Genomic DNA, 19,165 nt, shown 5'->3' with positions numbered 1-19,165 from the left:
TTGTCTTTTTCACATAATAATAATAGTAGAGTATGCTCAAGAGGGGTGAGAATAGTTAATAAGAAAATTATCTTTTTTGGAGACTTTGGTATTGATGACGCCGTAGCGTTAATTTATGCAAATAAAACATGTAAATTAGATATTCTAGGTATTGTTGCTGAGTACGGGAATGTATCACGAGATATCGTTACGGAAAATGTTTATTTTTTGGAAAGGTACTATGCTACACAAGTGAAAATTATTGAAGGTGCGAGTAGACCGATGACAGCTGAAGAGCCTTTGTTTTTCCCTGAAATCCACGGGGACCACGGTTTAGGTCCTATTATTCCACCTGAGATGAGAATTTGTAAACGAGAAAATTTTTGTGAATTAATCAAATTAATCGAACCTTGTCCAGAAGATATTATAATTGTGGCGACAGGGAGACTAACGACGCTTGCTACGTTATTTTTATTGTATCCAAATATAATGGATCGTATTTGTTCGTATTATATAATGGGCGGCGCTTTCCTATTTCCAGGTAATGTTACACCAGTATCTGAAGCGAATTTTTATGGTGATCCAATTGCAGCAAATATTGTTATGAAATATGCGAAAAACGCTAGCATATACCCGTTAAATGTAACACAGGGCGCGCTTATTACACCTGAAATGGCCAATATAATAGATAAACAAGGAACTGGACAGGCGAAACTCATTAAACCAATGATTGATTTTTATTATGAGAATTTCTATAAAAAAGAATATCCGGGTATTGGTGGAAGTCCTATACACGATTTACTACCGTTTATCTCGTTTATAAATGACAGTATTTTCGAATATAAAAAATCGGCAGTGTGGATTAGTACGACAAATGATGTGACTAGGGGCCAAAGTGTAGCAGACTTTAGAAAAATAGCTGAGCCAACAAGGTTTGATGATCGGCCGATTCAAAGAATTGCTGTTGGTTTTAACTATGCAGCTTTTAAAGAAGAGTTTATGCGAACAATATTGAAGCCAGATTGTCCTTAATGTGTGTAATAACAAGTCGGATAAATCGTTAGTTCAAAAAAAGGTTTAATCTGTGTGTATTATTCTCAAAAATCTTAAAGTTGAACAACATGAATAACTTATGAAAAATGTCACATAACTAATGGTAAGCAATTGTTTCTAATTATATTTTGATTGGTGAAATGTAAAGGAGGTTATTATATGATTTGGTCTTTAATCGTCGGTGGTATATTAGGATGGCTTGCGAGCTTAATTACTGGAAAGGACGTACCTGGTGGTGTAATAGGTAATATTATTGCTGGTATTATCGGTTCTTGGGTTGGTTCGAAATTACTTGGTAGTTTTGGTCCAGTCATTGGCGGATATGCAATTATTCCAGCTTTAATCGGTGCGATTATTTTAATTTTTATCGTAAGCTTCTTATTACGAGCAATGCGAAAATGAATGTAAGGACTGTTTACATTTGTAAGCAGTCCTTTTTATATGTTATGCTAGTATTATACAATCAGGAGGTGTCAGCATTGAAAACATTTACAGTAAATTTCCATCAAGAAGATAATGCTAAAGCGACAACAGTACATAAATTAAGTGAAGAGGACTTCAACAAAGCAACAGAAAAAGGCACTCGTCATCTATTTGATTTAGATACAAACGTTGGATTCTTCGTATTCTTTGACGCAGAAGATGCAGAAGGGAACGATCAATACTTAATGTTACAATACGAAGGTGATCATGAAGAGCCAACTGCGTGCTACGGATTTGATTTAAAACTATACTATCAATTTTTAGCACTGTACTTAAACGATCTTGAGTTCCAAGGTGAAACAGATGAGGAAGAGGAAGAATACGGTCCAATTCATCATTTAGCGCATTTACTTTATCATATTGTTGAAGATGGTAAAACGGTGGAAGTGTAATATACATATTTGAAGCTGCCCTTTTTGGGCAGCTTTTTTATATGACATTGGAATGGTGTACTGTGAGCTAAATAAGTGAAACTTTAATCAGTGGGGGTTTTGTTCATCCCCACTGATTATCAGCCCTCACCAATCGGGCTTTTACGGACAACAGGGCCCCCACCTAACTTCTTTGTTTCCGCTGAATTTTGAGGTGGGGATCTTACTGCCCGGCAAATAGCGGGATAAATTAATAATAGAAATGTATTTATTACTTTCATGTTAGCATCGTAAAACACCTGTTATAATGATTGTAATTAAATTCATGGAGGCTAATTCTATGCTTGTAGATGTAAAAGCTTTTATTAAAGCTGCAGGTTTAACATGTATTTCATCATTAAGTGGAGACAATACGTTTGCTTATAATTTTGAAACTGTAAAAAACACTATCGTTATATTTTTTAAGAAGCTAAGATTTACCGTTTAATTTCATTTCAACCAGTAGGAAAAGAATAATTATTTCCTACTGGTTTTTTTCTGTTTCAAGGAGCTGTTGTAACAGCATGTTTTAAGTATATAGATAGAGGATATTATCATTGAGAAGAGAAGGTTTAAATAAGGAGATGAATACGATGATTAACAATATAAATCCAAGTTTTTTAAATTATGGGAAAGTGATGATTTAGAATTAGAAGTCCTTAATCGATATTATACTTCGCATCCGGTTGGTTATCGAAATGAATAAAATACAATAGGGGGTAAAAGTGATGAAGGTATATTGGAAAATAGGTATGATATTCCTCACTTTTACATGCACATTTGCATTAGCAGCATGTAAAGGGACAGACGAAAGAAAGGAAACAAATCTAACCTCGGAAAATAATAAAAATGAACAAAGCAATTCTTCAGAAGAACAGAAAAATCCTGAAGCAAAACCAAGTAATGAAAAAACAACAAACCCATCACCTGAGTCAGATTCGAAAAATAGAACACTTAATCAAAAATCAATTAACCACGTTAAAGATTTGTTTGAACTCGCCAAAGAAGGAAAAGTACCTAATGTACCATTTGGAGCCCATACAGGGGATATTGAAGAAATTGAAAAAGCGTGGGGGAAAGCAAATAAAACCGAACAAGCAGGGAACGGAATGTACGCAACTTTTACAAATAAAAATGTTGTTTTCGGATTTAATAAAGGATCACAAGTTTTTGATGTACGCTCATATCATGCAGAACTAAAATCGATTACATTACAAGAAATTGAAAAAGCATTAGGAAAACCATCTTCAGTTAAAGAGAATGGTGAAGACAAAATATATGTATACAAAGTAAATAACCAGTATGAATTGAAATTTGTCATTCCAAAATCGACTGGGAAGGTAGATCATATTTCCGTATTTTCACCAGAGGATAGTATTAATAAAATGGCAGGATAAGAAATTAAGTGATTTCAAAAACACCTCACTTTCTTTAAGTGAGGTGTTTTTAGTTGTAAATAAGGAACGTCTCCTGTCATATGCGAAATACTTTTAGCATTCATCCAATAAGAAATGTTGATCTACTGAAAAAGTAGTAACCTATAAATTATGTGTAGGATGGTTCACGATTTTTTTACGTTCCAAATTTTGAACAAATAGCGCTTGAACAATACCTCCAATTAATAAGAAACTAGCACAAATATAAAACAGCATACTTCCATTTAACTTACTTAATAAAACTGCACCAATAACTGGTCCACACGTTCGAGATATATCCCAGTGTATACCGTAAATTGAAAAATATAAACCACGTTTATCATGAGGTGCAATTTCTGAAACGAATCGTAATAAATGGTTTAGAGCAATACTTTCTCCAATGACTAAAAAGAGTAAGGTGAAGAACAACGACAATATCGTCGTTGAATAACTAAAGCCAACTGCAGCTATTGTATAGCAGGCGTAAGAAATAAGGATGATTTTCGCCATAGAAAATCGTTCAGACCATTTTACGAGGAAGATTTGTAGAATGATTTCCAAAATGGCTTTGCATATTGAAATAAATGCGAGTATGAATACGAGATTAGTAAATACATGTTCTGCAAAAATACGATAATTCGTCTCAGTTTGGGCATAAAAAAAGCTAATAGGAAGTGTAGAAACCATAAGACCGAATATGGCATAATGTTTAAAAACAAATTGTTTTGGTGAACTTGCCTCAACTGTTTGTTTCGACTTACTTATAGGTGGAACGGTTTCTGGGAGCTGGGTCCAAACAACAACGGCATATATCGTAAGGGTTACACTTTGCACGATAAATAAATATTCTGGGTGAGTATTATAAAAAATTGCACCGATTAAAGGGCCGACTACGGATCCAATTGCTCCCATCGTTTGTAGGAGAGCAAAAATCTCTGCTTGCTGCTCTTGTTTTGTTAAATCAGCAATTTGTGCACGCTGAGCTGGAATGTATAAGGAACGGCCAATACCATTAATGACATATAACAGTGCAAATATAAAAACGGATTGAGCGAAAACAAAACTACCGATTGCAACACCTTGTAGTAATAATCCGAGTAACATAATCTTTTTTCGACCATATTTATCAGTAATTCCTCCAGCAATAAGTGTAAATAAAATGTCTGAAAGTGGCTGTAAGCCGAAAATCAGCATAGTTATTATTACATTGCCGTTTAACATTTTATTGACGTAAATAATCATAATGAGAGCTAACATAGATTCAGTCGTTCGGGTTAATAATTCACCGCACAGTCTAATAAAAATAGGTTTATTGTAACGAAGTAAGAGATAATTCAATATTAATTCCTCCTTTCTATATTGAAATGATAAGATGAAAGGAGAGTTGGAAAAAGGGTAGAAAGAATAGGGAGTATTTTTCACCTTTTAGGGGGATTTTGATGTTTATTTTAGATCAATACATTGAACTATGGATTGCTTATGGAAAAGGAAAAAAAGAGGGAGAACGTTTGGAAGTAACAGTGCAAAATATATCTGAAACTTTATTTTGTACAGAGCGTAATAGTAAATTAATTATAAAAAAATTAGATGATTTAAATTGGATTAAGTGGTTTCCAGGTCGCGGTAGAGGAAATCGTTCTAAGTTAATATTTCAAAAGCACCCGATTTCTTTAATTTTAGATAGAGGAAAAGAAATAACGAAAAAAGGGGATGTGAAAAGCGGAAGCATATTTGTGGAACGCTATAGCTCGCATTTTCCATCGGTAAAGGGAGAATATCACTGCTGGGTGGATTCAATATTTGGTCATAAGGTTGAAATGACATCTGAAGGGAGAAGAGATGTACTCCGGTTGCAAGTACAAATGAATTTAGATATCACATTAGATCCTGTATACGCTACAATGCGCTCAGAATGCCATATGGTAAAACATATATTCGACACACTCGTGTATGTAGACGGTAATACAAACATTATAGAGCCAAGACTTGCATTTCACTGGGAATATAATGACGCTAAAAAAATATGGACGTTTTACTTACGAAAAGGAGTTCACTTTCATAATGGAAAACAACTTACTGCACATGATGTTATATACTCGTTGAATCGATTTATGAAGCTGGAAAATAATGCACACGCATGGATGTTACAACACGTTGAAAGTATCCGTTCAGTGGATGACTACGTTTTCGAAATTCAATTACATACAGAAAATCGAATGTTTTTACATATGCTAAGTGCAGAACAGTGTTCTATCGTGAATGAAGATGAAGCAGGAGGGCTAATTGGAACAGGGCCTTTTCAATTATATAAAAGTAATGAAAATCTGTTCATTTTAGAAGGACATCCTTTATATTTTCGTGAAAGACCTTTTTTAGATCGTGTTGAGTTGTGGAATGTAGAACAAGGTGTAAGTACATACGATGTTTTAGTAAAGGCGCAGTATAAAGATAAAGAAAAACATAATAAAGAATTGTCTCGGCTTGAGTCGAACGTGACATATATAACATGTAATCTTACGAAAGAAGGACCAATGCAAGATGCGTTATTTCGGAAAGCGTTATACAACATCATTCATGGTTATACAATCGTTCAAGAACTCGGCGGAGAACGTGGAGAAGTGGCAAAAAAACTAATATTAGCAGGTGAAAGCATTGTAGAGATTGAGGAAGATGTAGAAAGTTTAATTAAAAGGAGTACTTATCATAATGAAGTGCTACAACTCTACACATTTACAGGACGAGATCATGTTGAAGATGCACAGTGGATACAAAAAGAGTGTGCGAAATACGGGGTTCGTGTAGAAAATAATTTTCTTGATATAGAAGAGCTATTGGAAGTAAGTATGATACAAAAGGCCGATATGATGCATGATAGTGCCACAATTAGTGAACGAATAGAAGATAGTCTATTATATATGTTTCTTACAAAAAATAGTTTTATTCATGGACAAAGCAGCATGGACTTTCATGAAAAGTTGTCTCCTTATTTTAGACAAGAAGAATTAGAGAAAAGAGTTACACTGTTACGCGATATCGAGGATACTTTGTTACGTCAAATTCATATTATTCCTTTATATCGTAATAAACAAGAGGTAAGTACACATGAAAAAGTTCAAAATATAATGATTAATTCACAAGGTTGGATTGATTTTTATAATATTTGGTTTAAGTCTTGATATATAAGGGCTTTTGCACATTTTCATAAGGTGTGTAAGAGCCTTTTTTGTATGTAGGAATAGGTTTGTTTTACACATTGTTACGCTACTTGTGATAAAAGTTTATTTGCAACGTAACAGTGTTATGTTACATTGTTATCAGGAAGGAGTGTTGTACAGTTGAGTACAGATTTAATTTCAAAAAAAGATTTATTAGAACTAACTGGTATTTCATACGGACAGTTATATAGGTGGAAAAGAAAAAATTTAATTCCGGAAGATTGGTTTGTACGAAAATCAACGTTTACAGGTCAAGAGACATTTTTTCCGAAAGAAAAGATATTAGAGCGTATCGATAAAATCCAAACGATGAAAGAGGATTTATCACTTGATGAACTAGCGAACATGTTTTCGCCGAGTGTGAGAGAAATTCTTTTAACAAAGGAAGACATTTTATGCAAGGGGATTGCATCAGAACCAGTTTTACAATTTTTCATAGAACAAACGAATAAAACAGCAGAGTTTCAATTTGTAGACATTCTTTATGTGTACATGTTAGAAGAATTACTACAATCAGGAGAGATTAGTTTAGAAGAAGGAAAAATGGTCTTGCAAGTTTTACGTGAAAATTATGAAGCAATTAAACATAAAACTTGTGATTTAATCATTGTCCGAAAGTTAGGGATTTCTACATGTTTATTAGTTTCAAACGTGGACGATTTAATTTTTGAAAAAGGCACCAAAATCGTTTTACGCGAAGCGATTATGAAATATACCGAAGCATTAAAAACTAAATTGTTGTAGTGGAGGAGAAAGTATGCGTACAGATAATTTGATTATAAATGGTTACGGTTCATCGAATGGTGGCGAGTTTCATAAAGTGCAATTAAACGGAAAAGGAACTGTGAATGGAAATGTTGAATGTGAGCAATTTGAATGTAACGGTTACGGTGCAGTTACTGGCGATTTGAAAAGTAGCAGTGCACGAATTAGCGGATCTGGTAAAGTTGATGGCACAGTTCAAGCTGAAACGATGCGAATTGATGGAAAAGCAACAATTACGCAAAATGTAAAAGCAAACAGTTTGAAAATTGCAGGAAAAGGTACAATAGGTGGAAATGTCACTGGTGAAGAATTTAAAGTCAATGGTCAAGCTACAATTGACGGTAATTGTGAAGTGGATACTTTTTCTTCAGAAGGACAATTTACAATCGGTGGTTTATTAAGCGCAGATGAAATTAATATAAATATTCACGGTACATGTCGAGCGAAAGAAATTGGTGGTCAAACGATTAAAGTAAGACATAGATCAGGTACATTTAGTAGACTATTTAAAACAGTGTTTGGCTTGCAGTTAGAAGCTGAACTATTAGAAGGTGACAATATCGATATTGATTATGCTCACATAAGAACGGTAAGAGGAAACAATGTTACAGTAGGAGCAAACTGTGAGATTGAACTGATTGAATATACTGGTGTTCTTACTGTTGATAAAAATGCAAATGTAAAAGAAATTAAGCAGGTTTAACGGAAGGGAGAAATCAGTATGGAACATCCACATAGTCTCACAGTAAATGGTTCTGGTAATTCAGTAGGCGGAGATTATAATAAAGTGAAGATTCGCGGTGAAGGAACAATTACGAATGATATGAGTTGCAATGAGTTTAAAACGTACGGAACGAGTGATGTACGTGGTAATGTAAAAGTGAAAAACTATGTCGTGTATGGAGATAACGAAGTACAAGGAAATGTAGATGCGGAATATGTAAAAGTATATGGTAATACACAAATTCATGGTGATGCTCATATTGAAAAAACAAAAGTTAGAGGTATGATAGATATTGAAGGAAAGTTTTCAGGTGATTTCGTAGATGTAAAAGGTGCTTTAAATGTAAAGGGAGATATTGAAGTAGAAGATTTATCATTAACTGGTGGTCTTGAAAGTGATGGATTACTTAATGCTGAAAATATTCAAATCTCACTTCGTTATGAAGGCAGTAAGGTAAGAGAAATTGGTGGTAAAAAAATTACCGTTCGTAAAAAAGCGAGATTTATTCCTTTTACTAGTCATGCTGGAAACTTCCAAACTTCGATTGTTGAAGGAGATGATATCTATTTAGAACATACGATTGCTGAAGTTGTAAGAGGCAACAACGTCACAATTGGTCCTGGATGTGAAATTAGTGTTGTAGAATATCATACTAGTTTTAATCAAAAAGGTAATGCAGTCGTAAAAGAACATAAACAAATATAAGTAGTATGAGGGAGAGCAAGAGATATGGTTGAGAAGAATAGTAAGCTCGGCTTTGTTGTGGCGGGCTTATTGCTAGGTATTTTAATGGCATCGATGGATAATACCATTGTCGTAACGGCGATGGGAACAATCGTTGGTGACTTAGGAGGCCTCGAAAACTTTGTATGGGTCGTTTCTGCCTATATGGTCGCAGAAATGGCAGGCATGCCGATTTTCGGTAAGCTATCAGATATGTATGGTAGAAAGAGATTCTTTATTTTCGGTTTAATCGTCTTTATGATTGGTTCGGCACTTTGTGGTACTGCTGAAAATATTACACAGTTAGGTATTTATCGTGCTATTCAAGGTATTGGCGGCGGGGCATTAGTGCCGATCGCGTTTACTATCGTTTTTGATATTTTCCCACCTGAAAAACGCGGGAAAATGGGTGGTTTATTTGGAGCTGTATTTGGATTATCTAGTATTTTCGGGCCATTACTTGGCGCATATATTACCGATTACATTAGCTGGCACTGGGTATTTTATATTAACTTACCACTTGGCATTTTAGCACTTATTTTTATTACATTCTTTTATAAAGAATCACGCGTTCATAGAAAGCAAAAAATTGATTGGTTTGGCGCAATTACTTTAGTTGGTGCAGTAGTTTCTTTAATGTTTGCGCTTGAACTAGGCGGACAAAAATATGATTGGGATTCTAGCTTTATTTTAAGTTTATTTGGTGGATTCGCTATTTTAATCATCGCATTCATTTTTATTGAACGAAAAGTAGAAGAACCAATTATTTCATTTGAGATGTTTAAACAGCGCTTATTCGGAATGAGTACAATTATTGCATTATGTTACGGGGCTGCATTTATGTCAGCAACTGTATACATTCCGTTATTCATTCAAGGTGTATACGGCGGGACTGCAACAAACTCAGGATTATTACTTTTACCGATGATGTTAGGGTCAGTCGTAACAGCGCAGTTAGGCGGATTTTTAACAACTAAGCTTAGCTACCGAAACATTATGATTATTTCTGCGGTTATTATGCTAATTGGATTATTCTTATTAAGCACGTTAACACCAGAAACAAGTCGTGCATTATTAACAGTTTATATGATTATTATCGGATTTGGAGTCGGTTTCTCATTCTCTGTACTAAGTATGGCAGCTATTCACAACTTCGGTATGGAACAGCGCGGGTCTGCGACTTCAACGAGTAACTTCATTCGTTCATTAGGAATGACACTAGGCATTACAATCTTCGGAATGATCCAAAGAACAGGTTTCCAAGATCAATTAGAAGAAGCGTTTAAAGGTATGAGCGGGGGAATGAATACAAAATTAGGGGATTCAAGAGCCATTTTATCAGAATCGGCAAGATCTCAAATCCCTCCGCAAATATTAGATAAGATTATTGACGCTCTTTCTAGTTCAATTGTTCAAACATTCATGTGGGCATTGGTACCAGCTGGATTAGCATTCATATTCATTTTCTTTATGGGAAATGAGCGTATGGTAATTAAGAAAGAACAAATGAATAAAAAGAGTGAAACATCAAAAGCGTAATGAAAAAGCTCCTTTCCAATTGGAAAGGAGCTTTTTCGTATGTACGGTGTTAGATTAGCCTTCGATAATTTCGTATTCTTCGTCTGCAAGTAATAAAATTTGCGTTTTCTTGCCTTTGTTTTGAACTTCGATTACATCGTATGCGCCTAAGTCTCTTACTTTGCTTTGAGAAGCGTTAACCATAACTTCAATAGAATCAATTAAGATATCTTCTTCAATATATGATTCAGGCAATGCCATATCTTCAGTATCTAATACACACGCATATAGATTTTGTAAATTTTCAGCAGTTGGGTTTTGTTCCTCAACATCAATGATATTTTTTACTGCATCCATATTTTCTTCTTTTGCTTGGTACACTTTAATTTTAGCCATAGTTTTAATCTCCTTTATAACGTAATCGTAGAGGCTACACCTTATTATAACGTTTTTTTTATGAAAGATGAAATTGTTATATGTATTTATAGTAAAAATTATGTGTCCTTACTCAAAATTGGTGTAATTTCCATATAAATGTACGAGTAGGTAACGATAATGTTACGTTAAAGTTATATTGTCCAAGCTTTTCTTATTTGCTACTCATATATATGTAGTAGCAATTCTATATAGAGAAGGGATGGAGTGTAAGTGGGTTGTGAACCGAAACGTGATTGTGGGTGTTGCCAAAATAGTATATGTGAGTTTTTACAAAGTCTAGAAGCGTATACTAAAGTTGAAAATATCATAATAGCAAGAAAGGAAATTGTTGTATCTTATTTTCTTTCATTTAATAAGAAAACAGGTATCGTATCATTCGTACAAGAAGACAATGAGGTTATATTTGTCGATTGTTCAAAGATTGATGCGATTCGAATAGGGAAAGTATGTAGTTGCAAAACAAAAGTTAAATATATTGAAGAGGACTTTAGCTTGCTAGGAAATGTGTGCCCGCAATGTTTAACAGAGGGTAGTACAATCTTTTTCGATTTTCATAATGTAGAATTAAATGTATCTTTACAAGCTAAAACAATAGATACACCTATATGTACTGAATTTACAGATGAACTTGGGAATGTAGTAAAGCAAGTTGCAATTGTAGGTAAAGCGATTGTTTCTAAGGACTTTGTTCAAGTACCTGAACTGTTAGATTTTCGATTAGTTTTATCCGATACTGCTGCGAACCCTTTAAAGTTTGGAATACTGTTCATTAATTTTCCTGATATTACATTCATTATTCTTTTCGCATCTAGTGGATACTTAAACATTTCAAATTGTTTAAAAGTAGAGAGTGGAACTGGTAATATCGAAATAGAAGAGTTGAAAAAAATGATAAGGGATGAGGTTAACACGTACAAGTCAGTTGTTAAATTGACTAAAGTATATAAAAATGGTGAAATGGAATCTTTTATTTCTAAGAAGGAGTTGTAACGCATTTTTTGATAAATCCTCATACATTATGTTGAGGGTTTATACATACACGATGTATATTCAAAAGTTTAAAAAGTGAGATACTCTTTTTTATTAGATGTTATAATAATTTTATATTTGTGAATAATTTATAATTATATAAAATTTTAGTTTAATAGTGTTTGCTTATATAACAAGCGGTTGAGTGAAAAATTATATAAGTTGATTCTTAAAGATTTAGAATACGATTGATTTTAAAGAAGGCGGGAATGTAAATGATATATGAAGCGAATATACATACAAGAAAAAAACTAGTTTCTATGTTTGAGGATTTCAATAACGTTGTTTTACTTTCTTATTTACAAGGGCATATGGGTACTGCTTGGGTCAATGATCTTGAAAATCCAACAGTAGCACAAGTTACGGTAGGGATTTTTACATTTTACGCTGGAGACCCAAATGTGAAAGAAACAGAAGAGTTATTACGTAATATTCCAGAAAGAATTTTAGTTATCGTAAATAGTGAAGAGTGGAAACAACGCTTAGAAACATTCCATGAAAGAAAAATAGATAAGTTTTTACGCTATAAGTTCAAACGAAATCCAGAAGTTTTTAATCGTTCAAAATTACAGTCTTTTATATCAACACTTCCAAAAGAATATGAGTTAAGAAGAATAGATGAGCATATCGCAAATAGCCCTATATTACATAAAATCTCTGAAGATTTTATAAGTCAATTTCAGTCGGTAGAAGATTATATAAACCGTGGTATAGGTTATAGCATTTTATATAACGGAGAAGTTGTATGTGGTGCATCCTCGTATAGTATTTATAATGATGGAATTGAAATTGAAGTTGCGACTGATCACAATCATAGAAGAAAAGGTTTGGCAACTGTAGTTAGTGCAGCTCTTATATTGGATTGCTTAGAAAATGGAAAGTATCCAAACTGGGACGCAGCGAATACTACATCTGCTAACCGAGCAGAAAAGTTAGGATATGTTTTTGATAAAGCGTATGATACTTATTTTGTGGATAATAGATAATTACATACTAAAAAATAAATGCGCCCTAGTACGTAAGTCTAGGGCGCATTTATTAGTTGGTAAATATCTTCATAACAATCTTATCACATTTTATCTTTTGAATGTTTGGAATTAAAGATATTTATGTGACTTTTTGAAAAAATAAAAGAGCAGCTAGCAAAAGCTAACTGCTCTTCTCCAAGGGAGAATGGAGAAATACAATCATGTTACCTATAGTATTAACGGAACATTGAGTTTTAATCAACCATTTATAAAAGGAGAGATAAAATATCTTTGATTAATCCTTAGCTCCGATTAGGAGTACGGATAGAAAAGCAATTGAGAATATATTTTTTTATTACATTTACAATTTGAAGAGTAGAACGTGTTTATCGTAATTCTCCAAACACCAATTATATTTTTTTAGAATAATTGGATGGACTACCTCTTTCGTAGTATCGACTTCAGTATAGCCATATTTCTTATAAAAGTTTTCTAATTCCTCAAAAGGAAGACAATATACATCTTGTATTTGTGATTTTTTTACAGTTTCTACTAAAAATGAAACAAGCTCACCAGCTAATTGTAGCCCTCTAAATTTAGGGAGAATAAAAATCCCGCCCATTTCTATAGTATCTGCATCTATTTGGACTAATCGTCCAACACCTGCATACTCGTTGTTATATGTAATAATTGCAACTTTATCTCTCTTTAAATCACTTCGTACAAATCCTATTGATTCATATTGATTATTAATCCATTCTAGATCATTAGATGTAGCTAGTTGAATACTCATGTGCATCCTCCTTCAGGCTACTTGTGCTATTTTCATTATATCGAATATAATATCAGGGAAAAAGTGGTTGGAATCACATGATTTTCATTAATAGTTCAAGTTTTGAAGAATAGTGCATACAATATAAAGTGTTTTCCTTTCTTCATTTAAGTTTTACGTATATAATTTAAAAGTACTATTTTTATTTTATTATTTTATATTTATAACAGAATAGAGGTTTAAAAATGAGTGTTAAAATCATTACGGATAGTGCGGCGGATTTACCAGTAGAATTGCTGCAAGCATATGATATTGATTTAATTCCACTCCGTGTATATGATGAAGCAGAAACAGAGTATTTAGATGGAGTAACATTAGAGTCAGTTACATTATTGCAAAAAATGAGAGAAGGCGCTGTTTATAGAACGTCATTGCCTTCACTTGAAACTTTCCAAGAAAAATTTGTTTCTTATGCAAAAGAAGGTAATCCTTGTATATATTTAGCTTTTTCATCTGAACTGTCTGGTACATATCAATCATCAGTTGTCATTAAAGAGGAAGTAAAAGAAACATATGCAGATTTAGATTTAGAAATTATTGATACGAAATGTGCTTCGCTTGGTCAAGGTCTTGTCGTTTTAGAAGCTGCTAAAATGGCAAAAGACGGCGCATCAAAAGAAGATATTTTAAACCGTGTCGCTTTTCTAATGAACCATATGGAGCACATCTTCACTGTAGCTGACTTACAGTACCTTGTTAGAGGTGGACGTTTAAGTAAAGTAGCTGGTTTTATCGGTGGTTTACTAAACATTAAGCCTATCTTAAACGTGGAAGAAGGAAAACTTGTACCACTTGAAAAGGTAAGAGGGAAAAAGAAAGTATTAAGCCGAATTGTTGATATTATGGAAGAGCGTGGTAAAGACCTTAAAGGTCAAACAATCGGTATAACTCATGGTGATGACATAGAAACAGCTGAAGCATTAAAATCATTAATTACGGAAAGATTCGGCTGTGAAGTATTTATCGTAAATACAATTGGTGCAGCAATCGGTGCACATACAGGACCTGGCGTTATAACGTTATTTTTCTTAAATGAAGTAGAGTAAAGGATTGATCTTTTGATCAATCCTTTTTTATTTTTTAATCTGTGATAATCGGTCGATATGGTATGGATGAAGATGAAACCTTTGAAGTTAGCCTATATCAAATGCAATTCTGTAGAGGGATTATTTTTTATATGTGAAATGATACTTTATGGTAGAAGAAAAGATATAAATAAGAATGCATTTATAGGAATCTGAATATTTAAGGATATCGAAATTTTTTATTTCATATATAATTGTGTAGGAAGAAATATCTGTAACTATTTGTAAAAATAGGAGGCGGCTATAAAAATGCAAGAAATTGCTAGATGGGATTTAAATCGATTGTATTTGAATGAGGATATTCTATTTCCGATTTTAGAGTTGAAAGAGCAATATTTTGTAACAAAAGATGTAGAGGTTCTTTCAAAGCTTATACAAGCTATTGAAAAAGCAGAATACTATTTGTATTGTCAATGGGTTGAAGAAAGTGTTTCATCTGACCTTACTAAATTGAATGTGAAAGTGAAGGAACTAAAAAGTGAAGTACAGCAAATAATAAAACATAGTGAAGTAGAAACTTCCGATAATATTAATATTAAGTTTATAAAAAATGAACTTAGTGCGTGGGAAGATATGTACATACAATTACGGGATAGGATAGAAATAGAGCACAATAATAAACAATTATCCTTTGGACAAGCAAATAATATTGCAATGAATAGTGAAAATGAAAAGGAAAGATTAGAAGTATTCGAGTTACTTACAAGTACTTTACATAAGGAAAAAGAAATCTTTGCTACTGTATTAAATCAAATAGGGAGATTGCGTAATGCAAAGAGTAATGAAATAGAAGATAGAGAGATTTTAACACAATCTTTTCATGCGAATGGCATTTCAGAAGCTGTATTATTCCAAATGTGGAATGCGACAGAAGAAAACCTTGATAAATTAGTAAGTGCTTTAAACGTGTATAAGAAGGGAAAAGAGTCAATTACATGGCATGAACTTATGACGGTAAAGGAAAATAATGACGTTATAATTCCTTTTTCAGTAGCAGTACAAAACGTTTATGATGCATGTAAGAATATTGATGAAGAATTAGCAGAATTTGCACGTAATGCGATAGAAAGTGGATGGGTAAATGCTGAACCGAGAGAGAATAAACCACCAGGTGGGTTTTGTGCTCCATTTTTCAGTGAGAAAGAATCACGAATTTCAATGCGCTATGATGGGAGTATAGATAGTGCAAGAGTGCTCGCTCATGAATTAGGACACGCTTGGCATTTTTATAATATGAGTTTCGAACAATCTATATCTTTTTTAGATGATAATTTGCCAATGAGTACGGCTGAATCAGCATCTATTTTCTTTGAAACGGTACTCTTAAATTATCTAATTGAAACAACGGATAGTAAAGATATGAAAAAGTCATTACTTAGCTGGAAAATAAGAAATAGTTTTAATTATGTAATGGCAATACGAGCATCGTATCAGTTTGAAAAAACATTTTATGAAAAATGTAAAGAGGGTCCTTTAAGTGCTGATGAAATTGAGAAATTATCTATAATTGCACAAAAAGAAGCTTATGGAAATGCTTTAAGTGAATACCAACCGTTTGTATGGATGAAATATATTCAATTTTATATAGCAGATGTTCCTTTTTACAATTATCCATACACATTTGGATATTTAGTAAGTTTTAGTTTATTAGAAATCGCTCAAGAAAGTAAAGGTACTTTTCATTCGAAATATAAAGAGTTTTTACGAGAAACAGGAAAGGTTCCAGTAGAGGAGCTTATGAAAAAATATTTTGAAATAGATATAAGAAATTATGAATTTTGGAATAAGGCTTTTATTCAAATTTCTAAAGATATTGATGAATATTTGCAGCTTATGTAAGGGGAGAGTATAGTGGATCAGCAGTTTATAAAAGGTATACCTTTTTCAACTTTAGAATATGCAAAAGCTATAAGTTTATTAAAAGGTTGGCTACATGAACAACAAGAGAAACCAAGGTTTGTAGTAACTGCAAATCCTGAAATTGTTATGTCTGCAAAGGAAAATACGGAAAAATCAAAGCAGTTTAAAAAGATGTTACTATCTGCGGATTTAATAACAGCGGATGGGATTGGTGTCATAATTGGCTCGAAAATATTAAAAGGAACTTTGAAAGAACGTGTTACTGGAGCGGATTTAACTCACGATTTAATAAAATATTGTAACGACAATGAATATCGTGTCTTTCTGTTTGGAGCTGCGCCAGAAAGTAATAAAAAGGCATTAAAAAAATTAAATGAGCAGTTTCCAGGAGCACATTTTAAAGGACAGCATGGATTTGTAAATGGTGAAGAAATAGAAGAAATAAAAATGAAAATTAAGCAGTTCAAGCCACATTTACTACTCGTAGGACTAGGTTCACCAAAACAAGAAGAGTTCATCTATGAAAATATACAAACATTAAACGTCCCGCTATCTATTGGTATCGGAGGCATGATTGATATAATATCTGGTACTGTAAAAAGAGCACCAAAAATAATGAGGGATACTGGAACTGAATGGTTGTATAGGTTACTCTCACAGCCGAAAAGATTAAAGCGACAACTTGTACTTCCGAAATTTTTATTATCGGTTATGTCTGAGAGGATTAAAGGGATTAATTAATAAAGGGGACTAACCTGAGCATGGAGAAAGAAAAAATGATAACACTCCTTGTAAAGTACAGTTTTGTGTTAATGAATTATCTATAATTATGAACTACGCAAAAGATCATTGGAAAGAAATAAACGTATTTGCATGTAGTATGGGGGCGTATTTTAGTCTTTTAGCTTATCAAAATGATGTGCTAGAAAAGGCATTATTTTTATCACCAGTAGTTAATATGGAACGAATTATTGAAAATATGATGAAATGGTTTAATGTAACACCGGAGCTTTTGCAAAAAGAAATGACTATAGAGACACCTATTGGTCAAAAGTTATATTGGGATTATTTATGCTATGTAAAAGAGCATCCTATTAGTACATGGAATACAGATACATATATTATGTACGGAGCCAAGGATGAACTGTGCGAATTTGAAACTATTAACTATTTTACAAAAAAACATCGTTGTGAATTAGAAGTTATGGAGACGGGTGAACATTACTTTCATACTGAAGAACAGTTAAAGATATTTGAACAGTGGTTACACAAGCATATCAATTAACAAATTATAATTTAACTTATACCTGCTAGAGAAGAACGGTGAATTTATAAACTGATATTATATTTGAGAGACATTATAAATATAAATGTATTTATTTAAGCAAACAGGTGCTTTAGTTCAATAAGACTTAAACAACTATATTATCGATTTACATATGAAGTGAAGTATATGCATACTATGAATTAAATAAAGTAATAAGCATAAAAATGCTCAGAATAAATGATTCTCGAGCATTTTTATGTGTTTTCGTACTTAGGGGGATTGGACTTGAAAGATATACATATTCAACAAATAGAAGATTTAATGGAATATGAATTCAGTCATCTCGTTCAAGACAGTGAAGAAGAGGGCTTTAATTTCCTTATAAGGCTAATAAATGAATATAAAAACAAAGTAAATGTATTCAATAAAACTGGAGAATGTTTATATGGTATTTTCCAAGGGGATATGTTAGTCGGAGTTGGAGGTTTAAATAAAGATCCGTACACAAAAGACAATAGGATTGGGCGGTTAAGGAGATTTTATATTTTAAGGGATTATCGGCGTATAGGGTTAGGGAACTTATTATTAAACCAGCTATTATGTCATGCGGAAAAGTATTTTGAAGTGATTGTTTTACATACTGACACGAAGCAAGGGGATGTGTTTTATACTTCAAATGGATTTGTAAAAGGAGGATTATATAAGGGATCAAGTCACTACAAAGTATTATAGAGATTGCTATCCAAACAATAGCTACGGAAAGGTATTTTCGTTGATAAATCGATATATCTTAAAAAATCGCTGATATATATGAAGGTGCGACCCTTATATTAGAAACAACTTTTATAATTTCATTTACCAAATTGTTATTATAAAAAAGAGCACCTTAGCTTTTAAAATTTAGCTTATAAGGTGACTCCTTTTCAGTCAATTACGTTTTAACCTTCATTTGTTTCAATAATAATCCTGGTTTACCTTTTACATAATAAAAATGCGGATTATTTTCATCATCATAAAGCATAATATAAGGCTTATCTTTTAGTGGGAGTAGTATAAGTACTTCGTCTATTGTAGTGTGTAACCATTGATTAGTAATAGAAACCGGCTTAGATAAAGGGATTTTTATCATATAGCCATCTTTTGGAACGACATTTAAGTTTTTAAATGGACCAGTAATTGATTTAGCGTATTGAACTGCTTCTTTTTGGATTACTGGATCTAAAGATTGTTTTTGAATGACCATTTCTTTTTGACAATCAAATACTTCAATTTGTTGATTTGTATTTGCGAACGCATTTGTTGATAATAGAAATAGAAGAAGAGAAATGACCCCGATTTTTTTTATCATAGTACAACACCTCACCATTACTATCCCCTCAAAAGCTTTAAATATTTTTCTGT

The 19,165-nt window shown here is 32.9% G+C and carries 20 protein-coding genes and 1 pseudogene; 17 read left to right on the top strand and 4 right to left on the bottom strand.

Features of this window, described 5'->3' with window-relative positions:
- Positions 1-45 precede the first annotated feature (45 nt).
- The 5 genes from F3I02_RS22290 to F3I02_RS22270 all read left to right on the top strand — a co-directional run bounded on the left by F3I02_RS22290 (position 46) and on the right by F3I02_RS22270 (position 3,322).
- A complete protein-coding gene (locus tag F3I02_RS22290; RefSeq protein ID WP_001223681.1) occupies positions 46-1,011 on the top strand; it encodes a nucleoside hydrolase in 966 nt (321 codons plus the stop codon).
- 180 nt (positions 1,012-1,191) lie between these two features.
- Positions 1,192-1,434, top strand: a complete 243-nt coding sequence (locus F3I02_RS22285) for a GlsB/YeaQ/YmgE family stress response membrane protein (protein ID WP_000638306.1) — start codon at positions 1,192-1,194, stop codon at positions 1,432-1,434.
- A 77-nt stretch (positions 1,435-1,511) separates the two neighbouring features.
- Positions 1,512-1,907: a hypothetical protein gene (locus F3I02_RS22280; RefSeq protein WP_000847589.1), complete on the top strand. Its 396-nt coding sequence runs from the start codon at positions 1,512-1,514 to the stop codon at positions 1,905-1,907.
- A 319-nt stretch (positions 1,908-2,226) separates the two neighbouring features.
- Positions 2,227-2,373, top strand: a complete 147-nt coding sequence (locus tag F3I02_RS22275) for a hypothetical protein (RefSeq protein ID WP_000959549.1) — start codon at positions 2,227-2,229, stop codon at positions 2,371-2,373.
- A gap of 280 nt (positions 2,374-2,653) precedes the next feature.
- Positions 2,654-3,322 carry a YjgB family protein gene (locus tag F3I02_RS22270; RefSeq protein WP_046945972.1) on the top strand — a complete coding sequence of 223 codons (669 nt, stop codon included), beginning with the start codon at positions 2,654-2,656 and terminating at the stop codon, positions 3,320-3,322.
- A 141-nt stretch (positions 3,323-3,463) separates the two neighbouring features.
- On the opposite strand, the gene F3I02_RS22265 is transcribed toward F3I02_RS22270, so the two are convergent.
- Positions 3,464-4,678 carry an MDR family MFS transporter gene (locus F3I02_RS22265; RefSeq protein ID WP_001108460.1) on the bottom strand — a complete coding sequence of 405 codons (1,215 nt, stop codon included), beginning with the start codon at positions 4,676-4,678 and terminating at the stop codon, positions 3,464-3,466.
- A gap of 101 nt (positions 4,679-4,779) precedes the next feature.
- Between F3I02_RS22265 and F3I02_RS22260 the strand changes: the two genes are divergently transcribed.
- The 5 genes from F3I02_RS22260 (at position 4,780) to F3I02_RS22240 (ending at position 10,306) form a co-directional block, all read left to right on the top strand.
- Positions 4,780-6,516: an ABC transporter substrate-binding protein gene (locus F3I02_RS22260; protein WP_163050752.1), complete on the top strand. Its 1,737-nt coding sequence runs from the start codon at positions 4,780-4,782 to the stop codon at positions 6,514-6,516.
- A gap of 159 nt (positions 6,517-6,675) precedes the next feature.
- Positions 6,676-7,299, top strand: a complete 624-nt coding sequence (locus tag F3I02_RS22255; protein WP_000102239.1) for a YhbD family protein — start codon at positions 6,676-6,678, stop codon at positions 7,297-7,299.
- Between the two features lie 13 nt (positions 7,300-7,312).
- Entirely contained in the window at positions 7,313-8,023 is a 711-nt protein-coding gene (locus F3I02_RS22250; protein WP_001258385.1) for a bactofilin family protein, read from the top strand.
- A gap of 18 nt (positions 8,024-8,041) precedes the next feature.
- Positions 8,042-8,749 carry a polymer-forming cytoskeletal protein gene (locus F3I02_RS22245; protein WP_196478451.1) on the top strand — a complete coding sequence of 236 codons (708 nt, stop codon included), beginning with the start codon at positions 8,042-8,044 and terminating at the stop codon, positions 8,747-8,749.
- Positions 8,750-8,773: 24 nt separating this feature from the next.
- Positions 8,774-10,306: an MDR family MFS transporter gene (locus tag F3I02_RS22240; protein ID WP_000229654.1), complete on the top strand. Its 1,533-nt coding sequence runs from the start codon at positions 8,774-8,776 to the stop codon at positions 10,304-10,306.
- A 54-nt stretch (positions 10,307-10,360) separates the two neighbouring features.
- Here F3I02_RS22240 and F3I02_RS22235 read toward each other — a convergent pair whose 3' ends face one another.
- Entirely contained in the window at positions 10,361-10,681 is a 321-nt protein-coding gene (locus F3I02_RS22235) for a hypothetical protein (protein WP_001062727.1), read from the bottom strand.
- 252 nt (positions 10,682-10,933) lie between these two features.
- Between F3I02_RS22235 and F3I02_RS22230 the strand changes: the two genes are divergently transcribed.
- Both F3I02_RS22230 and F3I02_RS22225 read left to right on the top strand, forming a co-directional pair.
- On the top strand, positions 10,934-11,713 hold the full coding sequence (locus F3I02_RS22230; RefSeq protein WP_000501704.1) for a BC_2878 family exosporium-associated protein: 780 nt from the start codon (positions 10,934-10,936) through the stop codon (positions 11,711-11,713).
- Positions 11,714-11,967: 254 nt separating this feature from the next.
- Complete coding sequence (locus tag F3I02_RS22225; RefSeq protein ID WP_196478450.1) at positions 11,968-12,738, top strand: GNAT family N-acetyltransferase; 771 nt, start codon at positions 11,968-11,970, stop codon at positions 12,736-12,738.
- A gap of 343 nt (positions 12,739-13,081) precedes the next feature.
- On the opposite strand, the gene F3I02_RS22220 is transcribed toward F3I02_RS22225, so the two are convergent.
- Positions 13,082-13,513: a GNAT family N-acetyltransferase gene (locus tag F3I02_RS22220; protein ID WP_000027157.1), complete on the bottom strand. Its 432-nt coding sequence runs from the start codon at positions 13,511-13,513 to the stop codon at positions 13,082-13,084.
- Between the two features lie 224 nt (positions 13,514-13,737).
- Between F3I02_RS22220 and F3I02_RS22215 the strand changes: the two genes are divergently transcribed.
- The 5 genes and pseudogenes from F3I02_RS22215 to F3I02_RS22195 all read left to right on the top strand — a co-directional run bounded on the left by F3I02_RS22215 (position 13,738) and on the right by F3I02_RS22195 (position 18,496).
- The gene (locus tag F3I02_RS22215; protein ID WP_000111644.1) at positions 13,738-14,598 is read left to right on the top strand and encodes a DegV family protein; all 861 of its coding nucleotides are present in this window, start codon (positions 13,738-13,740) and stop codon (positions 14,596-14,598) included.
- 288 nt (positions 14,599-14,886) lie between these two features.
- Entirely contained in the window at positions 14,887-16,476 is a 1,590-nt protein-coding gene (locus F3I02_RS22210) for a M3 family metallopeptidase (protein WP_196478449.1), read from the top strand.
- Between the two features lie 12 nt (positions 16,477-16,488).
- Positions 16,489-17,238 carry a WecB/TagA/CpsF family glycosyltransferase gene (locus F3I02_RS22205; RefSeq protein WP_196478448.1) on the top strand — a complete coding sequence of 250 codons (750 nt, stop codon included), beginning with the start codon at positions 16,489-16,491 and terminating at the stop codon, positions 17,236-17,238.
- Between the two features lie 13 nt (positions 17,239-17,251).
- Positions 17,252-17,782, top strand: a pseudogene (locus tag F3I02_RS22200) (alpha/beta hydrolase); the annotation flags it as partial.
- Between the two features lie 219 nt (positions 17,783-18,001).
- Positions 18,002-18,496 carry a GNAT family N-acetyltransferase gene (locus tag F3I02_RS22195; RefSeq protein ID WP_142238049.1) on the top strand — a complete coding sequence of 165 codons (495 nt, stop codon included), beginning with the start codon at positions 18,002-18,004 and terminating at the stop codon, positions 18,494-18,496.
- A 199-nt stretch (positions 18,497-18,695) separates the two neighbouring features.
- Here F3I02_RS22195 and F3I02_RS22190 read toward each other — a convergent pair whose 3' ends face one another.
- Positions 18,696-19,112, bottom strand: a complete 417-nt coding sequence (locus tag F3I02_RS22190; RefSeq protein WP_000591768.1) for a hypothetical protein — start codon at positions 19,110-19,112, stop codon at positions 18,696-18,698.
- Positions 19,113-19,165 lie beyond the last annotated feature (53 nt).

It is taken from the genome of Bacillus sp. SRB3LM, from assembly GCF_015712745.1.
In the GTDB taxonomy this organism is placed as follows: domain Bacteria; phylum Bacillota; class Bacilli; order Bacillales; family Bacillaceae_G; genus Bacillus_A; species Bacillus_A thuringiensis_K.
This window is presented reverse-complemented; position numbering and strand designations above follow the sequence as displayed.